Source organism: Rahnella sp. PD12R (assembly GCF_019200965.1).
Lineage (GTDB): Bacteria > Pseudomonadota > Gammaproteobacteria > Enterobacterales > Enterobacteriaceae > Rahnella > Rahnella laticis.
In genome coordinates this window covers 1-18,187 of sequence record NZ_JAHTMS010000001.1, presented here as the reverse complement: position 1 = coordinate 18,187, position 18,187 = coordinate 1, and the positions used below count along the sequence as shown (strand labels likewise).

The window sequence follows — 18,187 nt, the reverse complement described above, 5'->3', positions numbered from 1 at the left end:
CAAAAAAAAGCTGGCAAGTGAGATTTCACCTGCCAGCCTGAGTTTTATTCAACTGTGTCTGTCGCAGTCACTATTTTGCTGCAACCGGTAATGCGCCATAAGCCGGATTTTGCAGTGCGATGTTCAAAACATCATCAATGCGTTTAACCGGATGGATCTCAAGATCTGCCAGCACGTTCGCCGGAATTTCTTCCAGATCGCGTTTGTTGTCATCTGGGATCAGAACCACTTTGATGCCGCCACGATGTGCTGCCAGCAGTTTTTCTTTCAAACCACCGATTGGCAGAACCAGACCACGTAAAGTGATCTCACCGGTCATTGCCACATCCGCACGCACCGGGTTGCCCGTCAGACAAGACACCAGCGCGGTACACATTGCGATACCTGCACTTGGACCATCTTTTGGCGTTGCCCCTTCAGGTACGTGAACGTGAATATCACGTTTTTCGTAGAAGTCAGGGTTGATACCCAGTTTGTCCGCACGCGAACGTACAACGGTCAGCGCAGCCTGAATAGATTCCTGCATGACTTCACCCAGAGAACCGGTGTAAGTCAGCTTTCCTTTACCCGGTACGCAGGCCGTTTCGATGGTCAGCAATTCGCCGCCCACTTCGGTCCACGCAAGACCGGTGACCTGGCCTACACGGTTTTCGGTGTCAGCACGGCCGTAATCGACCTTCTGCACGCCGAGGAAATCTTTCAGGTTGTCGCCATTGATTTCAATGTGCTTGATGTCTTTATCCATCAGCAATTGTTTAACCGCTTTTCGGCAAAGTTTAGACAACTCACGTTCTAAACTACGTACACCCGCTTCACGGGTATAGAAACGGATAATGCCGATAATCGCGCTGTCATCAACAGTCAGTTCATTCTTCTTAAGGGCATTACGTTCAAGCTGTTTTGGCAACAGGTGCTGTTTGGCGATGTTCAGTTTTTCGTCTTCGGTATAACCGGAAAGACGGATCACTTCCATACGATCCAGCAAAGGTGCAGGAATGTTCATCGAGTTCGAGGTCGCCACAAACATCACGTCTGACAGGTCGTAATCGACTTCCAGATAGTGATCGTTGAACGCCACGTTCTGTTCAGGATCCAGCACTTCCAGCAACGCTGAAGCCGGGTCGCCGCGCATGTCAGATGACATCTTGTCGATTTCATCTAGCAGGAACAGCGGGTTTTTCACCCCAACTTTCGCCATTTTCTGAATCAGTTTGCCCGGCATAGAACCGATGTAGGTACGACGGTGACCGCGGATTTCCGCTTCATCACGTACACCACCCAGCGCCATACGCACATACTGACGGCCCGTCGCACGCGCGATGGACTGGCCCAGTGAGGTTTTACCCACACCCGGAGGCCCAACCAGACACAGGATTGGCCCTTTGATTTTGCTGACGCGCGTCTGCACCGCAAGATATTCAAGGATACGGTCTTTGACACGTTCGAGGCCAAAGTGATCGGTATCCAGAACTTCCTGGGCTTTGCGCAGGTCTTTTTTCACTTTGCTGCGGGCGTTCCATGGCACCTGAAGCATCCAGTCGATATAACCACGAACAACCGTGGCTTCGGCGGACATTGGTGACATCATTTTCAGCTTTTGCAGCTCAGCTTCAGTTTTTTCACGCGCTTCTTTCGGCATTTTGGCCGCTTCGATTTTGCGTTTCAGCGCCTCATGCTCATCAGGCGTGTCATCCATTTCGCCAAGTTCTTTCTGAATCGCTTTCATTTGCTCATTCAGATAGTACTCGCGCTGGCTTTTTTCCATCTGTTTTTTGACACGATTACGAATGCGTTTCTCAACCTGCAACAGGTCGATTTCCGATTCCATCATCGCCATCAGATATTCCAGACGCTCAGTGATATCAAACATTTCCAGCACGGATTGTTTGTCAGCGAGTTTCAGCGGCATATGTGCAGCGATGGTGTCAGCCAGACGTGCGGCATCTTCAATGCTGTTAAGCGAAGTCAGCACTTCCGGCGGGATCTTTTTGTTCAGTTTGATATAACCTTCAAACTGATTAATCGCTGTGCGAACCAGAACTTCCTGCTCGCGTTCGTCCACGGCCGGAGATTCAAGGTATTCCGCCTGGGCAGCAAAATGCTCGCCACTGTCAGAAAGCGTCGTAATACGCGCGCGTTGTAACCCTTCCACCAGCACTTTTACAGTGCCGTCCGGGAGCTTCAGCATTTGTAATATTGAGGCTACCGTACCCACGGAGAAGAGATCGTTAACGCCCGGCTCATCGGTTGACGCTTCTTTCTGCGCCACCAGCATGATTTTTTTGTCGTGATCCATCGCGGCTTCGAGGCACCGAATCGATTTTTCCCTGCCAACAAACAACGGGATCACCATGTGCGGATAAACCACCACATCGCGCAGAGGCAATACGGGGATTTCTATGCGTTCAGAACGCTCAGGGTTCATAGAGCTCTCTCTTAGTTTAGCTTCCGCCAGGTTAAGGAAATCTCGTGAAACACGAGTCAGACGGGTTTCAGCAAGTCGTTAACTGAGTATATGGGGATGAATGTCCGACATTCAACGATAAGAATGTGCGAAAAAAAAATGGGGGACAAAATCCCCCATTTCGTGGCTAACTCTCTGGATAGAATGGCTAATTATTCGCCAGATGCTTGTTGTGCTTCTGGTTTGCCATAAATCATCAGAGGTTCTGACTGGCCCGCAATCACGGACTCATCAATCACCACTTTCTCGACATCTTCAAGAGATGGCAGATCATACATCGTATCCAGCAATGCAGCTTCAACGATTGAACGCAGACCACGGGCACCGGTTTTACGGACCATGGCTTTTTTCGCAATCGCGACCAGCGCTTCATCACGGAATTCCAGTTCAACGCCTTCCAGATTGAACAATGCCTGATATTGCTTAGTCAGGGCATTTTTCGGCTCTTTCAGAATTTGAATCAGAGCTTCTTCATTCAGCTCGCTCAGTGTTGCAACGACAGGCAAACGACCAATGAATTCAGGGATCAGACCAAATTTGATCAAATCTTCTGGTTCAGCCTGCGCCAGCAACTGACCTTCTGTTGCTTTCTGCTCTTTGCCTTTCACTTCTGCACCAAAACCGATACCGGTGTTGGTATTGATACGCTGACCAATCACTTTATCCAGGCCGGCAAACGCGCCACCACAGATAAACAGGATTTTAGAAGTATCAACTTGCAGGAATTCCTGCTGAGGATGTTTGCGCCCGCCTTGCGGAGGTACGGCAGCCACAGTCCCTTCAATCAGTTTCAAAAGCGCCTGCTGAACACCTTCACCGGACACGTCACGCGTGATCGATGGGTTGTCAGACTTGCGGGAAATCTTGTCGATTTCATCAATATAAACAATACCGCGTTGCGCTTTCTGGACGTCGTAATCACATTTCTGCAGCAGTTTCTGGATGATGTTTTCGACGTCTTCACCCACATAACCGGCTTCGGTCAGCGTGGTGGCATCGGCCATCGTGAATGGCACATCCAGGAAACGCGCCAGGGTTTCAGCTAGCAGCGTTTTACCGCTACCAGTCGGCCCGATCAGCAGAATGTTGCTCTTGCCTAATTCAATACCGTTGCTGGTATCGCCATTACGCAGGCGCTTGTAGTGGTTGTAAACTGCCACTGCCAGCACTTTCTTCGCAGGCTCCTGACCGATAACATAATCGTCAAGGTGCTGACGAATCTCATGCGGTGTCGGTAACGCGCTGCGTTCACGGTGTGGCGCGACTTCTTTGATCTCTTCGCGAATAATGTCGTTACATAAGTCGACACACTCATCGCAGATATACACTGACGGCCCGGCAATCAGCTTACGAACTTCATGCTGGCTTTTGCCGCAAAAAGAGCAGTACAGCAGCTTTCCTGAACCGTCTTTGCGCTTATCTGTCATCAGTAAACCTCTTCTTTAATATCAGTCCCGCAGCGTAACAAACGCTACGGCACGACCCTGTTACACAACAGCCGCATGATTGGCTGATGTCTGTTCGTTCCCGTTATCACTCAAAGTGAGCAACGTTTGTTTAATTGGCAAACGCTGCCCCTGAGACATCCGTATGAGTATAACTATAGACCATCAGCCCGGCAGAACTAAGCCGTCAGGCGCGATGGGTAAATACGGAATCGACTAACCCGTACTCTACAGCCTCGTTCGCAGACAGGAAACGATCTCGTTCAGTGTCACGCTCTATTTCTTCAAGAGTTTTGCCCGTATGTTTCGCCATCAGCTCATTCATGCGGGATTTCACTTTCAGAATTTCTTTCGCGTGGATCTCGATATCTGTTGCCTGACCCTGGAAACCACCCAGCGGCTGGTGAATCATCACACGGGAGTTTGGCAGGCAGAAACGCTTGCCCTCAGCTCCGGCAGTCAACAGGAACGCACCCATTGAACACGCCTGGCCCATACAAATGGTGCTGACGTCCGGTTTGATAAATTGCATGGTGTCGTAAATCGACATCCCCGCAGTGATCACGCCACCCGGTGAGTTGATATATAGGTAAATGTCTTTTTCCGGGCTTTCTGCTTCCAGGAACAGCATCTGGGCAACAATCAGGTTAGCCATATGGTCTTCAACCTGACCCGTCAGGAAGATGATTCGTTCCTTAAGCAGACGGGAGAAGATGTCGTATGAACGCTCGCCCCGTGAAGTTTGCTCAACCACCATGGGTACCAACGCCATGTTTGGTGCAAATTGCTCTCTTTCACCACTGTATGACATAACCGTCTCCTAATAGATTCTGTTTGGCGCTATTTAAAATCGATTCTACTTGAGATAGGCACACATGACTATGCTCAAGCGGCCAAGTCGCCATTTACACGTCTGACGGTCGTTATCAGTCAGATTTTAACTGCAAATTTACCTGGGTTCGTCATTATCAATTGGGGGATTTACGCCCTTTTTTCAAGCCTGACGGAAAATTTCTTTTCTCTTTCACCCCGACCGGGTGGATGAAAGGCCATATTGGTGAAATGGAATGAACAGGTCTACGTGAGCTGTGCCTTATATTGATAAATATAGTGCAAAAACAACAGCCAAAAACAAAAATATCCGATTTTCAGGAAATAAAAAGCCCGCAGTAAAAACTGCGGGCTTCAGCGTCGAACCTGTAAACAGGTTCAGCAACATGCAATCAGATTATGCAGGTTGAGTCTGGTTCATCAGCTCAGTAAAGGTGGTGGCTTTTTCAGTCACTTTCGCTTTAGACAACAGAGTTTCGACCGCTTGTTCTTCCAGCGCGACGTTACGCATGTTGTTCATCAGCTCTTTATTTTTGCTGTAGAACTCAACAACTTCCTGTGGATCTTCGTACGCAGAAGCCATTTCTTCGATCAGCGCTTTAACGCGATCTTCGTCAGCTTTCAGCTCGTGCTGGCTGATCACTTCACCCAACAGCAGCCCAACAACGACGCGGCGTTTAGCTTGCTCTTCGAACAACTCGCGTGGCAGTTCAAGTGCTTGTTTTTCGTTGCCACCAAAACGCTGTGCAGCCTGGCGACGCAGAACGTCAACTTCGCCATCGATCAGTGCAGATGGCACGTCGATTTCGTTAGCGCTGACCAGACCGTCGATTGCCTGAGTTTTGATGCGGTTACGTACAGCACCTTTCAGTTCGCGTTCCATGTTTTTACGCACTTCTGCACGCAGACCTTCAACAGATCCATCAGCCACGCCGAAACGTTTGATGAATTCTGGCGTCAGTTCTGGCAGCTCACGCTCTTCAACTTTCTTCAGGGTAATCGCGAACTTAGCCGCTTTACCTTTCAGGTTTTCAGCGTGGTAATCTTCAGGGAAGTTTACGTCGATGGTGAATTCTTCACCAGCTTTGTGACCCACCAGACCGTCTTCGAAGCCTGGGATCATGCGGCCCTGGCCCATAGCCAGTACGAAATCAGAGGCTTTGCCGCCTTCGAATTCTTCACCGTCGATAGAACCGGAGAAATCAACGGTAACGCGGTCTTCAGCAGTAGCTGCCGCGTCAGTTTCTTTCCAGTCAGCTTGTTGCTTACGCAGAGTTTCCAGCATGGTATCAACATCAGCGTCGTTAACTTCAACAACTGGTTTTTCAACTTCGATGTTTTCCAGATCTTTCAGCTCAACTTCCGGGTACACTTCGAATTCTACGGAGAAATTGAAGTCTTCACCCTGCTTGTACTCACCCGGGATGTAGTTAGGTGCGCCAGCTGGATTGATTTTTTCTTTGATGATCGCATCAACGAAGTTGCGTTGCATCAGATCACCCAGTACGTCCTGACGTACTGACGCGCCATAACGCTGTTCGATAATGTGGCTTGGTACTTTGCCTTTACGGAAGCCGTCAATACGTACTTTTTTAGAGACGTTGATCAGTTCACTGCTCACTGCTTTTTCAATGCTTTCAGCAGGAACAGTAATCGTTACGCGGCGCCCAAGGCCTTGAGTGGTTTCAACAGAAACTTGCATCTTGTTACCTCAAAAAAAAATCACAGTGCTCGGTCAACTCCAGAAGTCGTTCTCAAGATGAGAAGCACAATCGCGCAAACTTACCTTGAAAACGACTTCTAAGAACCGGGACAGTTCTGTTATCAGAACGTAGCCCTGTATTCGAGAGCGTCCGAAACCATTCCGGAAAAATTAGACGCGACATTATAGCGACGCATACGCACTGAGTCGAGGACGGTATCTCTACGCGCGGGAGGGAAACTCACACGGGACTCGATCCTTCGAAAAATGCGGTCGATGCAAAGGCGTAAACCACCTTGTCGTCTGCCTGTCAGGGGAAAAACAAAAACGGCCCGCGGGCCGTTTCTTGAAATTCGCCTCTACTAATACCGCATCTGATAAGGAAAGTTCCAGTTTTACCGTATCAAATGCTGATATTTGTGCCTTTTGTGAATCAGATCGTCACTATCAGGCCATTGTTCCCGCACCGCGGCAAGGCGGTGATGCGGGGACGGTGTCCTGCAAGCCTTCCCATTCTTTTTGCGTGTAAGTATGGAGAGCCAGTGCGTGCACGCTGCCCGCCAGTTCTTCGGTTAAACGCCCGTAAATGGCACGATGACGTGCTAAAAAGCGTTCGCCGACGAATTTATCGGACACCATCACGACTTTGAAATGGCTTTCTGAGCCTGCCGGTACATTATGACGATAGCTTTCGTCAGTCACTTCCAGGAACGCAGGGTCGAATGCCTCAGCTAATTTTGCTTCTATTTGCTCACGAATCATAGCAATCTCCTCACACCGCATCTGCAGAGAACCGCGCCTGTCTGGTACACCTATCTATTTAAAACTCTCTACATTTAAATAATAGGCTGCTTTACAGCTCTACGTTAATCACATTAAAAAATTTATGCAGTTGATTGATAAAAATGGCGCTCAGTCTGTCAAAGAAATCGCGGCTTCGCTACGCCGGAGTCGGTGATACCGCAGACTTGCTGAAAAAAAACGCTAAATATCCGTTTTTACAGATTGTTGGGACTTCCACCCGCAAACGGCGATGTTATGATGTCGGCAAATTTTTGAGCATTACTCCTTTATTAATATTGAGAAAACACACATGTTAAAAAAAATCATTTTCCCTGTGCTGGCACTGTTCATGCTGGCCGGATGCGCCACCAGCACTAACACGCTGGATGTTTCCCCGAAAATTGTTCTGCCTTCACAAGACCCTACGCTTCAGGGCATCACTATCAGCATCAACGGTGCAGACCAGCGCAAGGATCAGGCTCTGGCCAAAGTGAACCGTGACGGCCAGCTGATTTCCCTGACGCCTTCACGCGATCTGCGTTTCCTGTTGCAGGAATCTCTGGAAAAACAAATGACCGCACGCGGTTACATGGTCGGTGCTGACGGCGCAGTTGATCTCCAGATTGTCGTCAACAACCTGTATGCGGATGTTCAGGAAGGTAACCTGCGCTACAACATCACCACCAAAGCCGATATTTCTATCATCGCTACAGCGAAAAATGGCAGCAAGCAGGTGAAAAATTACCGCTCAACGTACAACGTTCAGGGCGCGCTTTCCGCTACCAACGCCAAAATCACCAACGCGGTTAATACCACGCTGGGTGATGTCATCAGCGACATGGCTTCCGACACCAGCATCAGCGACTTCATCAAGGCTAACGCCCGATAAGCTCCGGCTGAAATCTGTGTGACCTATTCTGCCCGGCCAGTCCGGGCAGAATGCTTTTCAGAACAAGCATTCCTTCCTTTATTCTCCCCGCTTCCTTTATTATGCCCCTGCGTCACTCTCTCACCGGTTCGCAGGAACACATTTTCATGATCAGTCAGTACTTTAAGATTTTCACGCAACGCAATACCGTCATTTTGCTGCTTCTGGGCTTTGCTTCCGGCTTACCGCTGGCGCTGACGTCCGGCACCTTGCAGGCGTGGATGACCGTCGAAAATGTCGATCTGAAAACTATTGGGATTTTCTCGCTGGTCGGCCAGGCCTACGTGTTCAAATTCCTGTGGTCGCCGATGATGGACCGCTATACCCCGTCATTTCTCGGACGCCGCCGCGGCTGGCTGATCCTGACGCAATTGTTGCTGGTCGCGGCGATTTTCGCCATGGGCTTTATGGATCCCGGTAAAGATTTGTTCTGGCTGGCGGCGCTGGCGGTGCTGATTGCTTTCGCGTCTGCTTCGCAAGACATCGTGTTCGACGCGTATAAAACGGATTTACTGCCGCCTGAAGAACGTGGAAACGGTGCCGCAGTTTCCGTGCTGGGCTATCGTCTGGCGATGCTGGTTTCCGGCGGGCTGGCGTTATGGCTGGCAGATCGTTATCTCGGCTGGCAGCACATGTACTGGCTGATGGCGGTGCTGATGCTGATGGGCGTTTTCGCCACGCTGATATCGCCGGAACCGCAAAACTCTCAGCCTGCACCGCGTACGATTGAAATGGCCGTTGTGGCACCGCTGAAGGATTTCTTTGGCCGTAACAACGCCTGGCTGATTTTACTTCTCATCGTGATGTACAAAATGGGCGACGCGTTTGCGGGCAGCCTGAGCACCACCTTCTTAATACGCGGTGTCGGGTTTGACGCCGGGGAAGTCGGGCTGGTGAACAAAACGCTCGGTCTGATGGCCACGATTATTGGCGCGCTTTTTGGCGGAATGCTGATGCAGCGTCTGAGCCTATTCCGCGCGCTGATGCTGTTTGGTATTTTGCAGGCCGTTTCAAACGCGGGTTACTGGATGCTCGCCATTACCGATAAAGATTTGTATACCATGGGCGCGGCGATTTTCTTCGAAAACCTGTGCGGCGGGATGGGAACCGCGGCGTTTGTGGCCCTGCTGATGACGCTTTGCAACCGTTCCTTCTCAGCAACCCAGTTCGCCCTGCTCTCTGCACTTTCTGCGGTGGGCCGTGTATATGTGGGTCCGATTGCCGGCTGGTTCGTGGAAGCTTATGGCTGGCCGTGGTTCTATCTTTTCTCGATTGTCGCCAGTGTTCCGGGGCTGCTGCTGTTAGCGGTTTGTCGCCAGACACTCGAATACACCCAGAAAACGGACACTTTCCTGCCACGCATTCACTTCGCCAAACCTTACAGCTGGGCGTTACGCTGCATGCTGGGCGGGAGTTTGTTGCTAGTTGTATGGCTGGTGACGCTGATTGTGAACAGTTTAGGCTGGGCGTCTTGGCACGGGTTTACCGGATTTTTGCTGGAGGCGGGCGTTTTCGTTTGTCTTATCGGTATTATTTTAGGCAGTTTGCTCGATTTTCTCTCACTGCGCAGGACTGCACGTTCCTGATTTACCGCCATTCATTATCAAAATGAATGGCGCGTTTCATTTAACAAATGATCTATAAATATCACCCAATAAATTAAATTCAGGAAAAATTATATTTGTTGGGATAATTTTTCTCCGGTTCTTTTTGTGTGTTTTATTTCACTTGGTTTCTACATTAATTTAACATTAATTAAACCTATCGCCGGGATTATGGACGGCCATAAATATTTGAAAATGTATCACCCCTTGTTTTTCATCACTATAGAAAAAAATCTATACGCAACATATTGTTGCCCACTGTAAATTGTCACGATCCGTGACATGTGTGACTGCGTTAACATAAAGTGTCAACAGCGCTTTGACACTTGTTTAAGCGTGTTTACAGTCCTGCAACCTTCCCGTAAAATGCCCGCACACCTGAAGCGACAATAGAGCCCTAGTTATTGAGGTCGTTAGATGAGACTTAAGAAATACAATAAAAGTATTGGGATGTTGTCCTTATTTGCCTCCGCGTTAATGTTGAGCGGTTGCAATACGGCATTGATGGATCCCAAGGGAGCAATTGGACTTGAGCAGAGAACGCTGATTTTAACAGCGATTGGTTTAATGCTGATCGTCGTTATACCAGTTATTATCATGGCTTTCGCATTTGCCTGGAAGTATCGCGCTTCCAATACCAATGCAAAGTACAGTCCTGATTGGTCCCACTCCAACAAAATTGAAGCCGTCGTCTGGACAGTTCCAATTATTATCATTGCCATTCTGGCAACGATTACCTGGAAGACCACCCACGCGCTTGACCCGTTCAAGCCAATCGTGACTGACCAAAAACCGATGACGGTTGAAGTCGTTTCTCTGGACTGGAAATGGTTATTCATTTATCCAGAACAGGGCATCGCGACCGTTAACGAACTGGTTATTCCTAAAGATGTGCCTGTTCAGTTCAAAGTCACTTCAGACTCTGTCATGAACTCGTTCTTCATTCCTCAGCTCGGCGGACAGATTTATGCGATGGCCGGTATGCAGACTCAGTTGCACTTGATTGCAAATGAGGCCGGTACCTATAAAGGCATCTCAGCAAGCTTCAGCGGCCGCGGTTTCTCTGGCATGAAGTTCAACACCATCGCGACCCCAACCCGTGCCGATTTCGACACCTGGGTAGCGAAAGTGAAAAGCGCACCGAACCAGCTGGCAACCACTGATGACTTCAACAAACTGGCTGCACAGAGCATCGACAACCCGGTCGAATACTTCTCTGTTGCGAAACCAGGTCTGTTCAAAGAAATCATTGGCAAATACTCCATGCATGACATGAAGGCCGCACCAGAAGGTCATACCATGCCAATGCCTGCAGGCAGCGACATGAAAGGCATGGATATGGGTGGACAGTCTCACGCAGCCGGAGCCGAGGAATAAACGATGTTCGGAAAATTAACGCTTGATTCGGTTCCGTATCATGAACCGATTATCATGGTCACCGTTGCCGCGATTATTATTGGTGGCCTGGCAGTAGTTGCCGGCATCACCTATTTCGGCAAATGGAAATATCTGTGGACCGAGTGGCTGACCTCCGTCGACCACAAAAAATTAGGTATCATGTACATCATTCTGGCTTTCGTCATGCTGTTGCGTGGCTTTGCCGATGCCATCATGATGCGTAGCCAGCAGGTGCTTGCTTCTGCGGGTGAACCTGGCTTCCTGCCGCCTCATCACTACGACCAAATCTTTACCGCGCACGGCGTAATCATGATCTTCTTCATGGCGATGCCTTTCGTAATCGGTCTGATGAACGTCGTCGTTCCTTTGCAAATCGGCGCACGCGACGTGGCATTCCCGTTCCTGAACAACGTCAGCTTCTGGTTCACCGCTGCTGCTGTGGTCCTGATCAACATCTCTCTGGGTGTGGGTGAGTTCGCGCAGACCGGCTGGTTGGCCTATCCGCCGTTGTCCGGTAAGGAATACAGTCCGGGGGTCGGGGTCGATTACTGGATCTGGAGTCTCCAGATATCCGGTATTGGTACCTTGCTGACCGGTGTTAACTTCTTTGCGACCATCCTGAAGATGCGTGCTCCTGGTATGCCGCTGATGAAAATGCCGGTATTTACCTGGGCCGCACTGTGCACCAACGTGTTGATTATCGTGTCCTTCCCGATTCTGACCGTGACCATTGCACTGCTGACTTTAGACCGTTATCTGGGCACCCATTTCTTCACGAATGATATGGGCGGCAACATGATGATGTACATCAACCTGATTTGGGCCTGGGGCCATCCGGAAGTGTACATTTTGGTTCTGCCAGTCTTTGGTGTGTTCTCGGAAGTTACCGCGACCTTCTCCAGAAAACGTCTGTTCGGTTACACCTCGCTGGTATGGGCAACCATCGCCATCACTGTGTTGTCGTTCATCGTTTGGCTGCACCACTTCTTCACCATGGGTTCAGGCGCTAACGTCAATGCCTTCTTCGGCATCATGACGATGATCATTTCTATCCCGACCGGGGTAAAAATCTTCAACTGGCTGTTCACCATGTATCAGGGCCGTATCACACTCAACGCCGCAATGCTGTGGACCGTTGGCTTCATCATCACCTTCTCTGTGGGTGGTATGACCGGCGTTCTGTTGGCGGTTCCGGGTGCTGACTTCGTGCTGCACAACAGCCTGTTCCTGATTGCCCACTTCCATAACGTTATCATCGGTGGTGTGGTCTTCGGTTGCTTCGCAGGTCTGACTTACTGGTTCCCTAAATCCTTCGGCTTCACGCTGAACGAAAAATGGGGTGTGCGTTCATTCTGGTTCTGGATCATCGGCTTCTTCGTTGCGTTCATGCCACTGTATGCACTGGGCTTCATGGGTATGACCCGTCGTGTCAGCCAGAATATCGATCCTGAGTTCCACCCGCTGCTGGTTGTTGCTGCGTGCGGTGCTGCTCTGATTGCTATCGGTATCCTGTGCCAGCTGATCATGATCTTCGTTTCTGTTCGCGACCGTGACCAGAACCGTGACCTGACCGGTGACCCGTGGGGTGCACGTACTCTGGAGTGGGCAACCTCTTCTCCTCCTCCGTTCTACAACTTCGCTATCGTGCCGCAAATTCACGACCGCGATGAGTTCTGGGACATGAAAGAGAAAGGCACTGCTTACAAACAGCCTGCTAAATATGAACCGATTCATATGCCACGTAACAGCGGCGCCGGTTTCATCATCGCTATGCTGAGTCTGGTTTGTGGTTTCGCATTAATCTGGGATATCTGGTGGTTGGCGGCAGTGAGCTTCATCGCGCTGGCTGCGACCTGGATTGCGAAAAGCTTCGACGAAGATGTTGATTACTACGTGCCAGTTGAAGAAGTGGAACGTATTGAGAACCAACATTATGAACAAATCCGTAAAGCAGGTGTGAAACATGGCAACTGATACTCTGACTCATCACGATGAGGCCCATGCTGAGCATGGGCACCACGACGCAGGTGCAACCAAAGTCTTCGGCTTCTGGATCTACCTGATGAGTGACTGCATCCTGTTTGCGAGCCTGTTCGCAACGTATGCAGTACTGGTAAACGGGACCGCTGGCGGTCCCTCTGGTAAAGACATTTTTGAACTGCCGTTCGTGCTGGTAGAAACCTTCTGCCTGCTGTTCAGTAGTATCACTTACGGCTTTGCAATGCTGGCCATGAATAAGGGTAACAAAGCAGGCGTTAACGGCTGGTTGTTCCTGACTTTCCTGTTCGGTTTAGGCTTCATCGGGATGGAACTCTATGAATTCCATCACCTGATTGCTGAGGGCTTTGGCCCGCAGCGCAGCGGTTTCCTGTCTGGCTTCTTTGCCCTGGTCGCCACCCACGGTCTGCACGTGACCTGTGGTCTGATTTGGATCCTGACCATGATGGTTCAGGTTGCACGTCGCGGTCTGACAGACGTTAACAAAACCCGCCTGATGTGCCTGAGCTTGTTCTGGCACTTCCTGGACGTGGTGTGGATCTGCGTGTTTACCGTTGTTTATCTGATGGGAGCGATGTAATGAGTCATTCTGCTACTTCCCATGGTGGTGCAAGCCACGGCAGCCTGAAGTCATATGCAATTGGCTTCATCCTGTCGGTTATCCTGACGGTGATCCCGTTTGCTATGGTCATGACTGACACAGCATCACATTCACTGATCCTGGGTACAGTGGTTGCATCCGCTATTATCCAGATCGTTGTCCATCTGGTGTTCTTCCTGCACATGAATACGTCGTCGGAAGAGCGCTGGAACCTGGTGGCGCTTCTGTTCACCGCTGTGATTATCTTTATCGTCGTTGTGGGCTCATTGTGGATTATGTATAACCTCAACCTCAATATGATGGTCAGTTAAAGAGCCGAGCTGCACGTGATGATTAAGCAATACCTGCAAGTAACGAAACCAGGAATTATTTTCGGCAACTTAATTTCTGTCATCGGGGGATTCCTCCTTGCTGCCAAAGGCAGCATCGACTTCCCACTCTTTCTCTCCACGCTGGTGGGCGTATCGCTGGTCGTTGCATCGGGTTGTGTATTTAACAACTTCATCGACCGCGACATCGACCGGATCATGGAAAGAACGAAGAACCGGGTCCTGGTGAAAGGGCTTATTCCGCCGAAAACAACCCTGGTTTACGCGACCATTCTGGGTATTGCGGGCTTTGCGTTGTTGTATATCGGAGCCAATCCGCTGGCTATGTGGCTGGCGGTTATGGGCTTTGTGATTTATGTCGGCGTTTACAGCCTGTACATGAAGCGCAACTCGGTTTACGGCACGCTGATCGGCAGCTTGTCTGGCGCAGCGCCACCGGTGATTGGTTACTGTGCCGTTTCCGGCCAGTTTGATACCGGTGCGCTGATCCTGCTTCTGATTTTCAGCCTGTGGCAGATGCCGCATTCATATGCGATTGCCATCTTCCGCTTCAAGGATTATCAGGCAGCAGGCATCCCGGTTCTGCCGGTGGTGAAAGGCATCTCTGTCGCCAAGCATCATATTACCGTCTACATTCTGGCGTTTATGATTGCTACGCTGATGCTGACGCTGAGCGGCTACGCAGGGTATAAATACCTGATTGTGGCAGCGGCGGTCAGTATCTGGTGGCTGGGCATGGCACTGAGAGGTTATAAAACGGAAAACGACGTGGTCTGGGCGAGAAAACTGTTTGGTTTCTCCATCATCACGATCATGTCGCTCAGCTTCATGATGTCTGTAGATTTTAACTCTGCACCGGCATCATTACTGACCTACGTTTGGTAACACAAGCCGGAAGCCTAACCCGCTGAAATCACATTAAAAGGTCAGTAGCGATACTGGCCTTTTCTTTTGGTGAGCCGGTCAGGTAAAACCCGTAATATCTGCTAAAGATCCATCGTTTTACCCAAACTGGCTAAAAGCACTACAATAGCCGGATTGTTATTTTGAGGTAGTAATGTGAACGATAACCAGATGACCCCGCAGGAAAGTCGGGCGACATGGGGGCTAGGGACAGTATTTTCTTTACGCATGCTTGGCATGTTCATGGTCCTGCCGGTCTTAACCACCTATGGTATGAAGCTCTCCGGCGCCAGCGAAACACTGATCGGTATCGCCATCGGTATTTACGGGCTGGCACAGGCCGTTTTCCAGATCCCTTTCGGGCTGCTTTCTGACCGCGTTGGCCGCAAACCCCTGATCGTTTTTGGTCTGGTCATCTTTTGTATTGGCAGCATTGTTGCCGCCTCCACCGAATCCATATGGGGCGTGATCATTGGCCGTGCCCTGCAAGGTTCCGGCGCGATTGCCGCCGCCGTCATGGCTTTGCTCTCTGACCTGACGCGTGAACAGAACCGCACCAAAGCGATGGCGTTTATCGGCATCAGCTTCGGGATTACTTTTGCAATTGCGATGGTTCTCGGCCCGATCATTACGCATGCATGGGGCTTACACGCACTGTTCTGGGCGATTGCTGCGCTGACAATTCTGGGCATTATTATAACGCTTGCCGTGGTCCCCTCCCCTGCCACGCATATTCTGAACCGTGAATCGAGCATGGTGAAAGGCAGCTTCGGTAAGGTCATGGCAAACCCTAAACTGCTGAAACTGAACTTTGGCATTTTGTGTCTGCATATCCTGCTGATGTCGAGTTTTGTGGTGTTACCGCAGGTGATGGAACACGCAGGTTTCCCGCCAAGCGAACACTGGCGCGTTTACCTGATCACCATGCTGACGTCTTTCGTGGCCGTCATCCCGGTCATTATCTACGCCGAGAAAAAGCGCCACATGAAGCAGGTTTTCATGGGTTGCGTGGTCGTGCTGCTGTTGGCTGAGATTGTACTGTGGGCCGCCGGTCTGCATTTGTGGGCTGTGATTGCCGGTATCCAGCTGTTCTTCCTGGCGTTTAACGTGATGGAAGCCATTCTGCCGTCGCTTATCAGCAAAGAATCTCCGGCAGGATACAAAGGCACCGCCATGGGCCTGTATTCCACCAGCCAGTTTATCGGTGTGGCGATCGGCGGGAGTCTGGGCGGATATGTTTTCGGTCACGCCGGTGCCGGTGCGGTCTTCCTGGTGTGCGCAGCGATTGCCGTTGTCTGGCTGGTCGTAAGCGCCACAATGACCGAACCGCCGTATGTCAGCAGCCTGCGTATTACGCTGTCTGAGCTGGCCGTGAAAGACTCCGCTCTTCAGGCGCGCATTCTGGCTCAGCCGGGCGTGGCTGAAGCCGTGGTGGTTCCGGAAGAGTTCAGCGCTTACGTGAAAGTCGATACCAAACAGACCAACCGCAAGGCACTCGAACAACTGGTCAGCCTTGCCTGACTTGAGTGAAAAAAGGTGTGCTGCTGAAAATGGCACACCTTTTCATTTTTATGCCCACCGCTGTGATACCCCTCACTTAAAAAATTTCCCCAATCGTTATCCTCAGGAATTCCTTAACAAAAATTTTGTCAGTGATGACGGCCTTGCGGCCTTTTGAGGATCCTATGAAAACTTATGCTTTAGTCGGTACTGGCGGGCGTTCAGGTTTATACATTGAAGCGATTACCGGTAAATATCGCCACAATGCGAAATTTGTCGCTTTCTGCGACACCAACCAGACGCGAATGGATTATGCGAATCAGCAACTGGAGCAAAGCGGTATTGCCCGGGTCTCAACCTGGAAAGCGTCTGATTTCAATACGATGCTCGACGAAACTAAACCGGATATCGTCATTGTCACCAGCATGGATCGCACGCATGACGACTATATCGTGCGCGCCCTGCACGCCGGTTGTGACGTCATAACCGAAAAACCGATGACCATTGATGAAAACCGGGCGCTGCGCATTCTCGACGCCGTCGACGCCACGGGTTATCAGGTTCGCGTCGCGTTCAATTACCGCTATGCACCGCATCACAGCAAAATCCGCGAATTGCTTCAGCAGGAAACCATTGGCGAAGTGCTTTCTGTCCATTTCGAATGGCTGCTCAATACCGAGCACGGCGCCGACTACTTCCGCCGCTGGCATCGCGAAAAACGCAATTCCGGTGGTCTGCTGGTACATAAATCCACGCACCACTTTGACCTGATGAATTTCTGGCTTAACAGCACGCCGGAGAAAGTTTATGCGCAGGGCGATTTGCGTTTTTACGGCAAGGAAAACGCCGAGAAGCGCGGCGTGAAAGATTTCTATCCGCGCGCTCACGGCTACAAACAGGCGCAGAACGATCCTTTTGCGCTGCATATGGCGGACAATCCGCAGCTCAAAGCGCTGTATCTCAATGCCGAACACGAAGATAACTATTTCCGCGACCAGAGCGTTTTCAGCGACGGAATCAGTATTGAAGATACATTGTCGGTGCTGGTCAAATATCAGAATAAAGTGCAGCTGACCTATTCCCTGAACGCTTACCTGCCTTGGGAAGGCCTGAACGTGGTGTTCAACGGGACGAAAGGCCGTATCGAGATGAAAATTGTCGAAATATCTTACGTGAATGCGGGCGGTAAACGGGAGAACGAAGGCAGTATTGAAAAAGCGGAAATCACGGTTTATCCGTTGTTTGCGAAACCGTGGCAGGCGCAGTTCCAGTTGGGAGAAGGCGGCCACGGCGGCGGCGATAATGCGATGCTGGAAGATCTCTTCGGCGAACGCACAGAAGATCCGTTAAAACGCGCCGCCGATCACCGAGCAGGCGCCATGTCGATCCTCACCGGGATCGCCGGAAATCTGTCTATACAAACTGACCGGCCGGTTTACTTCAAAGACTTCGAACTGGTTAAACGCCTGCGCCAGAAGAAATAGCGCCCGTAATAAATATCCTCCGGCATAGCCGGAGGTTTTTCATATGCGCCTATAAGGCTCTGTTACCAGCCGCGCCCTAACAGGCGCATCGCGATCTGACATTTGCATCTATGGATTACTTACTGCCCGTAAACGGGCTGCCCGGATATGGGATCGAGAGCTGCTCACCCATTTTATCCTCTTCCAGTTGGTRCTTTATGTATTCCTGTATCCTGGC

At 50.5% G+C, this 18,187-nt stretch carries 14 protein-coding genes and 1 pseudogene; 9 read left to right on the top strand and 6 right to left on the bottom strand.

Annotated elements, in window-relative coordinates; genetic code table 11:
- Window positions 1–70: 70 nt before the first annotated feature.
- The 5 genes from lon to bolA form a co-directional block, all read right to left on the bottom strand.
- Window positions 71–2,425 carry an endopeptidase La gene (gene lon / locus KWG64_RS00075; RefSeq protein ID WP_195814308.1) on the bottom strand — a complete coding sequence of 785 codons (2,355 nt, stop codon included), beginning with the start codon at window positions 2,423–2,425 and terminating at the stop codon, window positions 71–73.
- Window positions 2,426–2,616: 191 nt separating this feature from the next.
- Entirely contained in the window at window positions 2,617–3,891 is a 1,275-nt protein-coding gene (gene clpX, locus KWG64_RS00070; protein WP_112287508.1) for an ATP-dependent protease ATP-binding subunit ClpX, read from the bottom strand.
- 205 nt (window positions 3,892–4,096) lie between these two features.
- Entirely contained in the window at window positions 4,097–4,720 is a 624-nt protein-coding gene (gene clpP / locus KWG64_RS00065) for an ATP-dependent Clp endopeptidase proteolytic subunit ClpP (protein ID WP_152327874.1), read from the bottom strand.
- A 417-nt stretch (window positions 4,721–5,137) separates the two neighbouring features.
- Complete coding sequence (gene tig / locus KWG64_RS00060; RefSeq protein ID WP_013576641.1) at window positions 5,138–6,442, bottom strand: trigger factor; 1,305 nt, start codon at window positions 6,440–6,442, stop codon at window positions 5,138–5,140.
- A gap of 447 nt (window positions 6,443–6,889) precedes the next feature.
- Window positions 6,890–7,204, bottom strand: coding sequence for a transcriptional regulator BolA (gene bolA, locus KWG64_RS00055; protein WP_152327873.1), 315 nt, complete (start codon window positions 7,202–7,204; stop codon window positions 6,890–6,892).
- Between the two features lie 331 nt (window positions 7,205–7,535).
- On the opposite strand from bolA, the gene KWG64_RS00050 reads away from it, so the two are divergent.
- The 9 genes from KWG64_RS00050 to KWG64_RS00010 all read left to right on the top strand — a co-directional run bounded on the left by KWG64_RS00050 (window position 7,536) and on the right by KWG64_RS00010 (window position 17,970).
- Entirely contained in the window at window positions 7,536–8,114 is a 579-nt protein-coding gene (locus KWG64_RS00050; RefSeq protein WP_195814309.1) for a lipoprotein, read from the top strand.
- A 146-nt stretch (window positions 8,115–8,260) separates the two neighbouring features.
- Window positions 8,261–9,739, top strand: a complete 1,479-nt coding sequence (gene ampG / locus KWG64_RS00045; protein ID WP_218520587.1) for a muropeptide MFS transporter AmpG — start codon at window positions 8,261–8,263, stop codon at window positions 9,737–9,739.
- 435 nt (window positions 9,740–10,174) lie between these two features.
- Window positions 10,175–11,134 carry a cytochrome o ubiquinol oxidase subunit II gene (cyoA, locus tag KWG64_RS00040; protein ID WP_195814311.1) on the top strand — a complete coding sequence of 320 codons (960 nt, stop codon included), beginning with the start codon at window positions 10,175–10,177 and terminating at the stop codon, window positions 11,132–11,134.
- Between the two features lie 3 nt (window positions 11,135–11,137).
- Window positions 11,138–13,129 (top strand): cytochrome o ubiquinol oxidase subunit I, encoded by a 1,992-nt coding sequence (gene cyoB, locus KWG64_RS00035; protein ID WP_195814312.1) that lies wholly within the window; start codon window positions 11,138–11,140, stop codon window positions 13,127–13,129.
- On the top strand, window positions 13,119–13,733 hold the full coding sequence (locus KWG64_RS00030; protein ID WP_195814313.1) for a cytochrome o ubiquinol oxidase subunit III: 615 nt from the start codon (window positions 13,119–13,121) through the stop codon (window positions 13,731–13,733). The genes cyoB and KWG64_RS00030 overlap by 11 nt, the downstream gene beginning before the upstream one ends.
- Window positions 13,733–14,065, top strand: coding sequence for a cytochrome o ubiquinol oxidase subunit IV (locus tag KWG64_RS00025; protein WP_013576648.1), 333 nt, complete (start codon window positions 13,733–13,735; stop codon window positions 14,063–14,065). Before KWG64_RS00030 ends, KWG64_RS00025 begins: the two co-directional genes overlap by 1 nt.
- Window positions 14,066–14,083: 18 nt before the next feature.
- A complete protein-coding gene (cyoE, locus tag KWG64_RS00020) occupies window positions 14,084–14,968 on the top strand; it encodes a heme o synthase (protein ID WP_195814314.1) in 885 nt (294 codons plus the stop codon).
- 174 nt (window positions 14,969–15,142) lie between these two features.
- Entirely contained in the window at window positions 15,143–16,507 is a 1,365-nt protein-coding gene (locus KWG64_RS00015; RefSeq protein ID WP_218520586.1) for an MFS transporter, read from the top strand.
- A gap of 164 nt (window positions 16,508–16,671) precedes the next feature.
- Complete coding sequence (locus KWG64_RS00010) at window positions 16,672–17,970, top strand: Gfo/Idh/MocA family protein (RefSeq protein WP_218520585.1); 1,299 nt, start codon at window positions 16,672–16,674, stop codon at window positions 17,968–17,970.
- A 115-nt stretch (window positions 17,971–18,085) separates the two neighbouring features.
- Here KWG64_RS00010 and KWG64_RS00005 read toward each other — a convergent pair.
- Window positions 18,086–18,187 (bottom strand): annotated as a pseudogene (locus KWG64_RS00005) (IS200/IS605 family transposase); the annotation flags it as partial.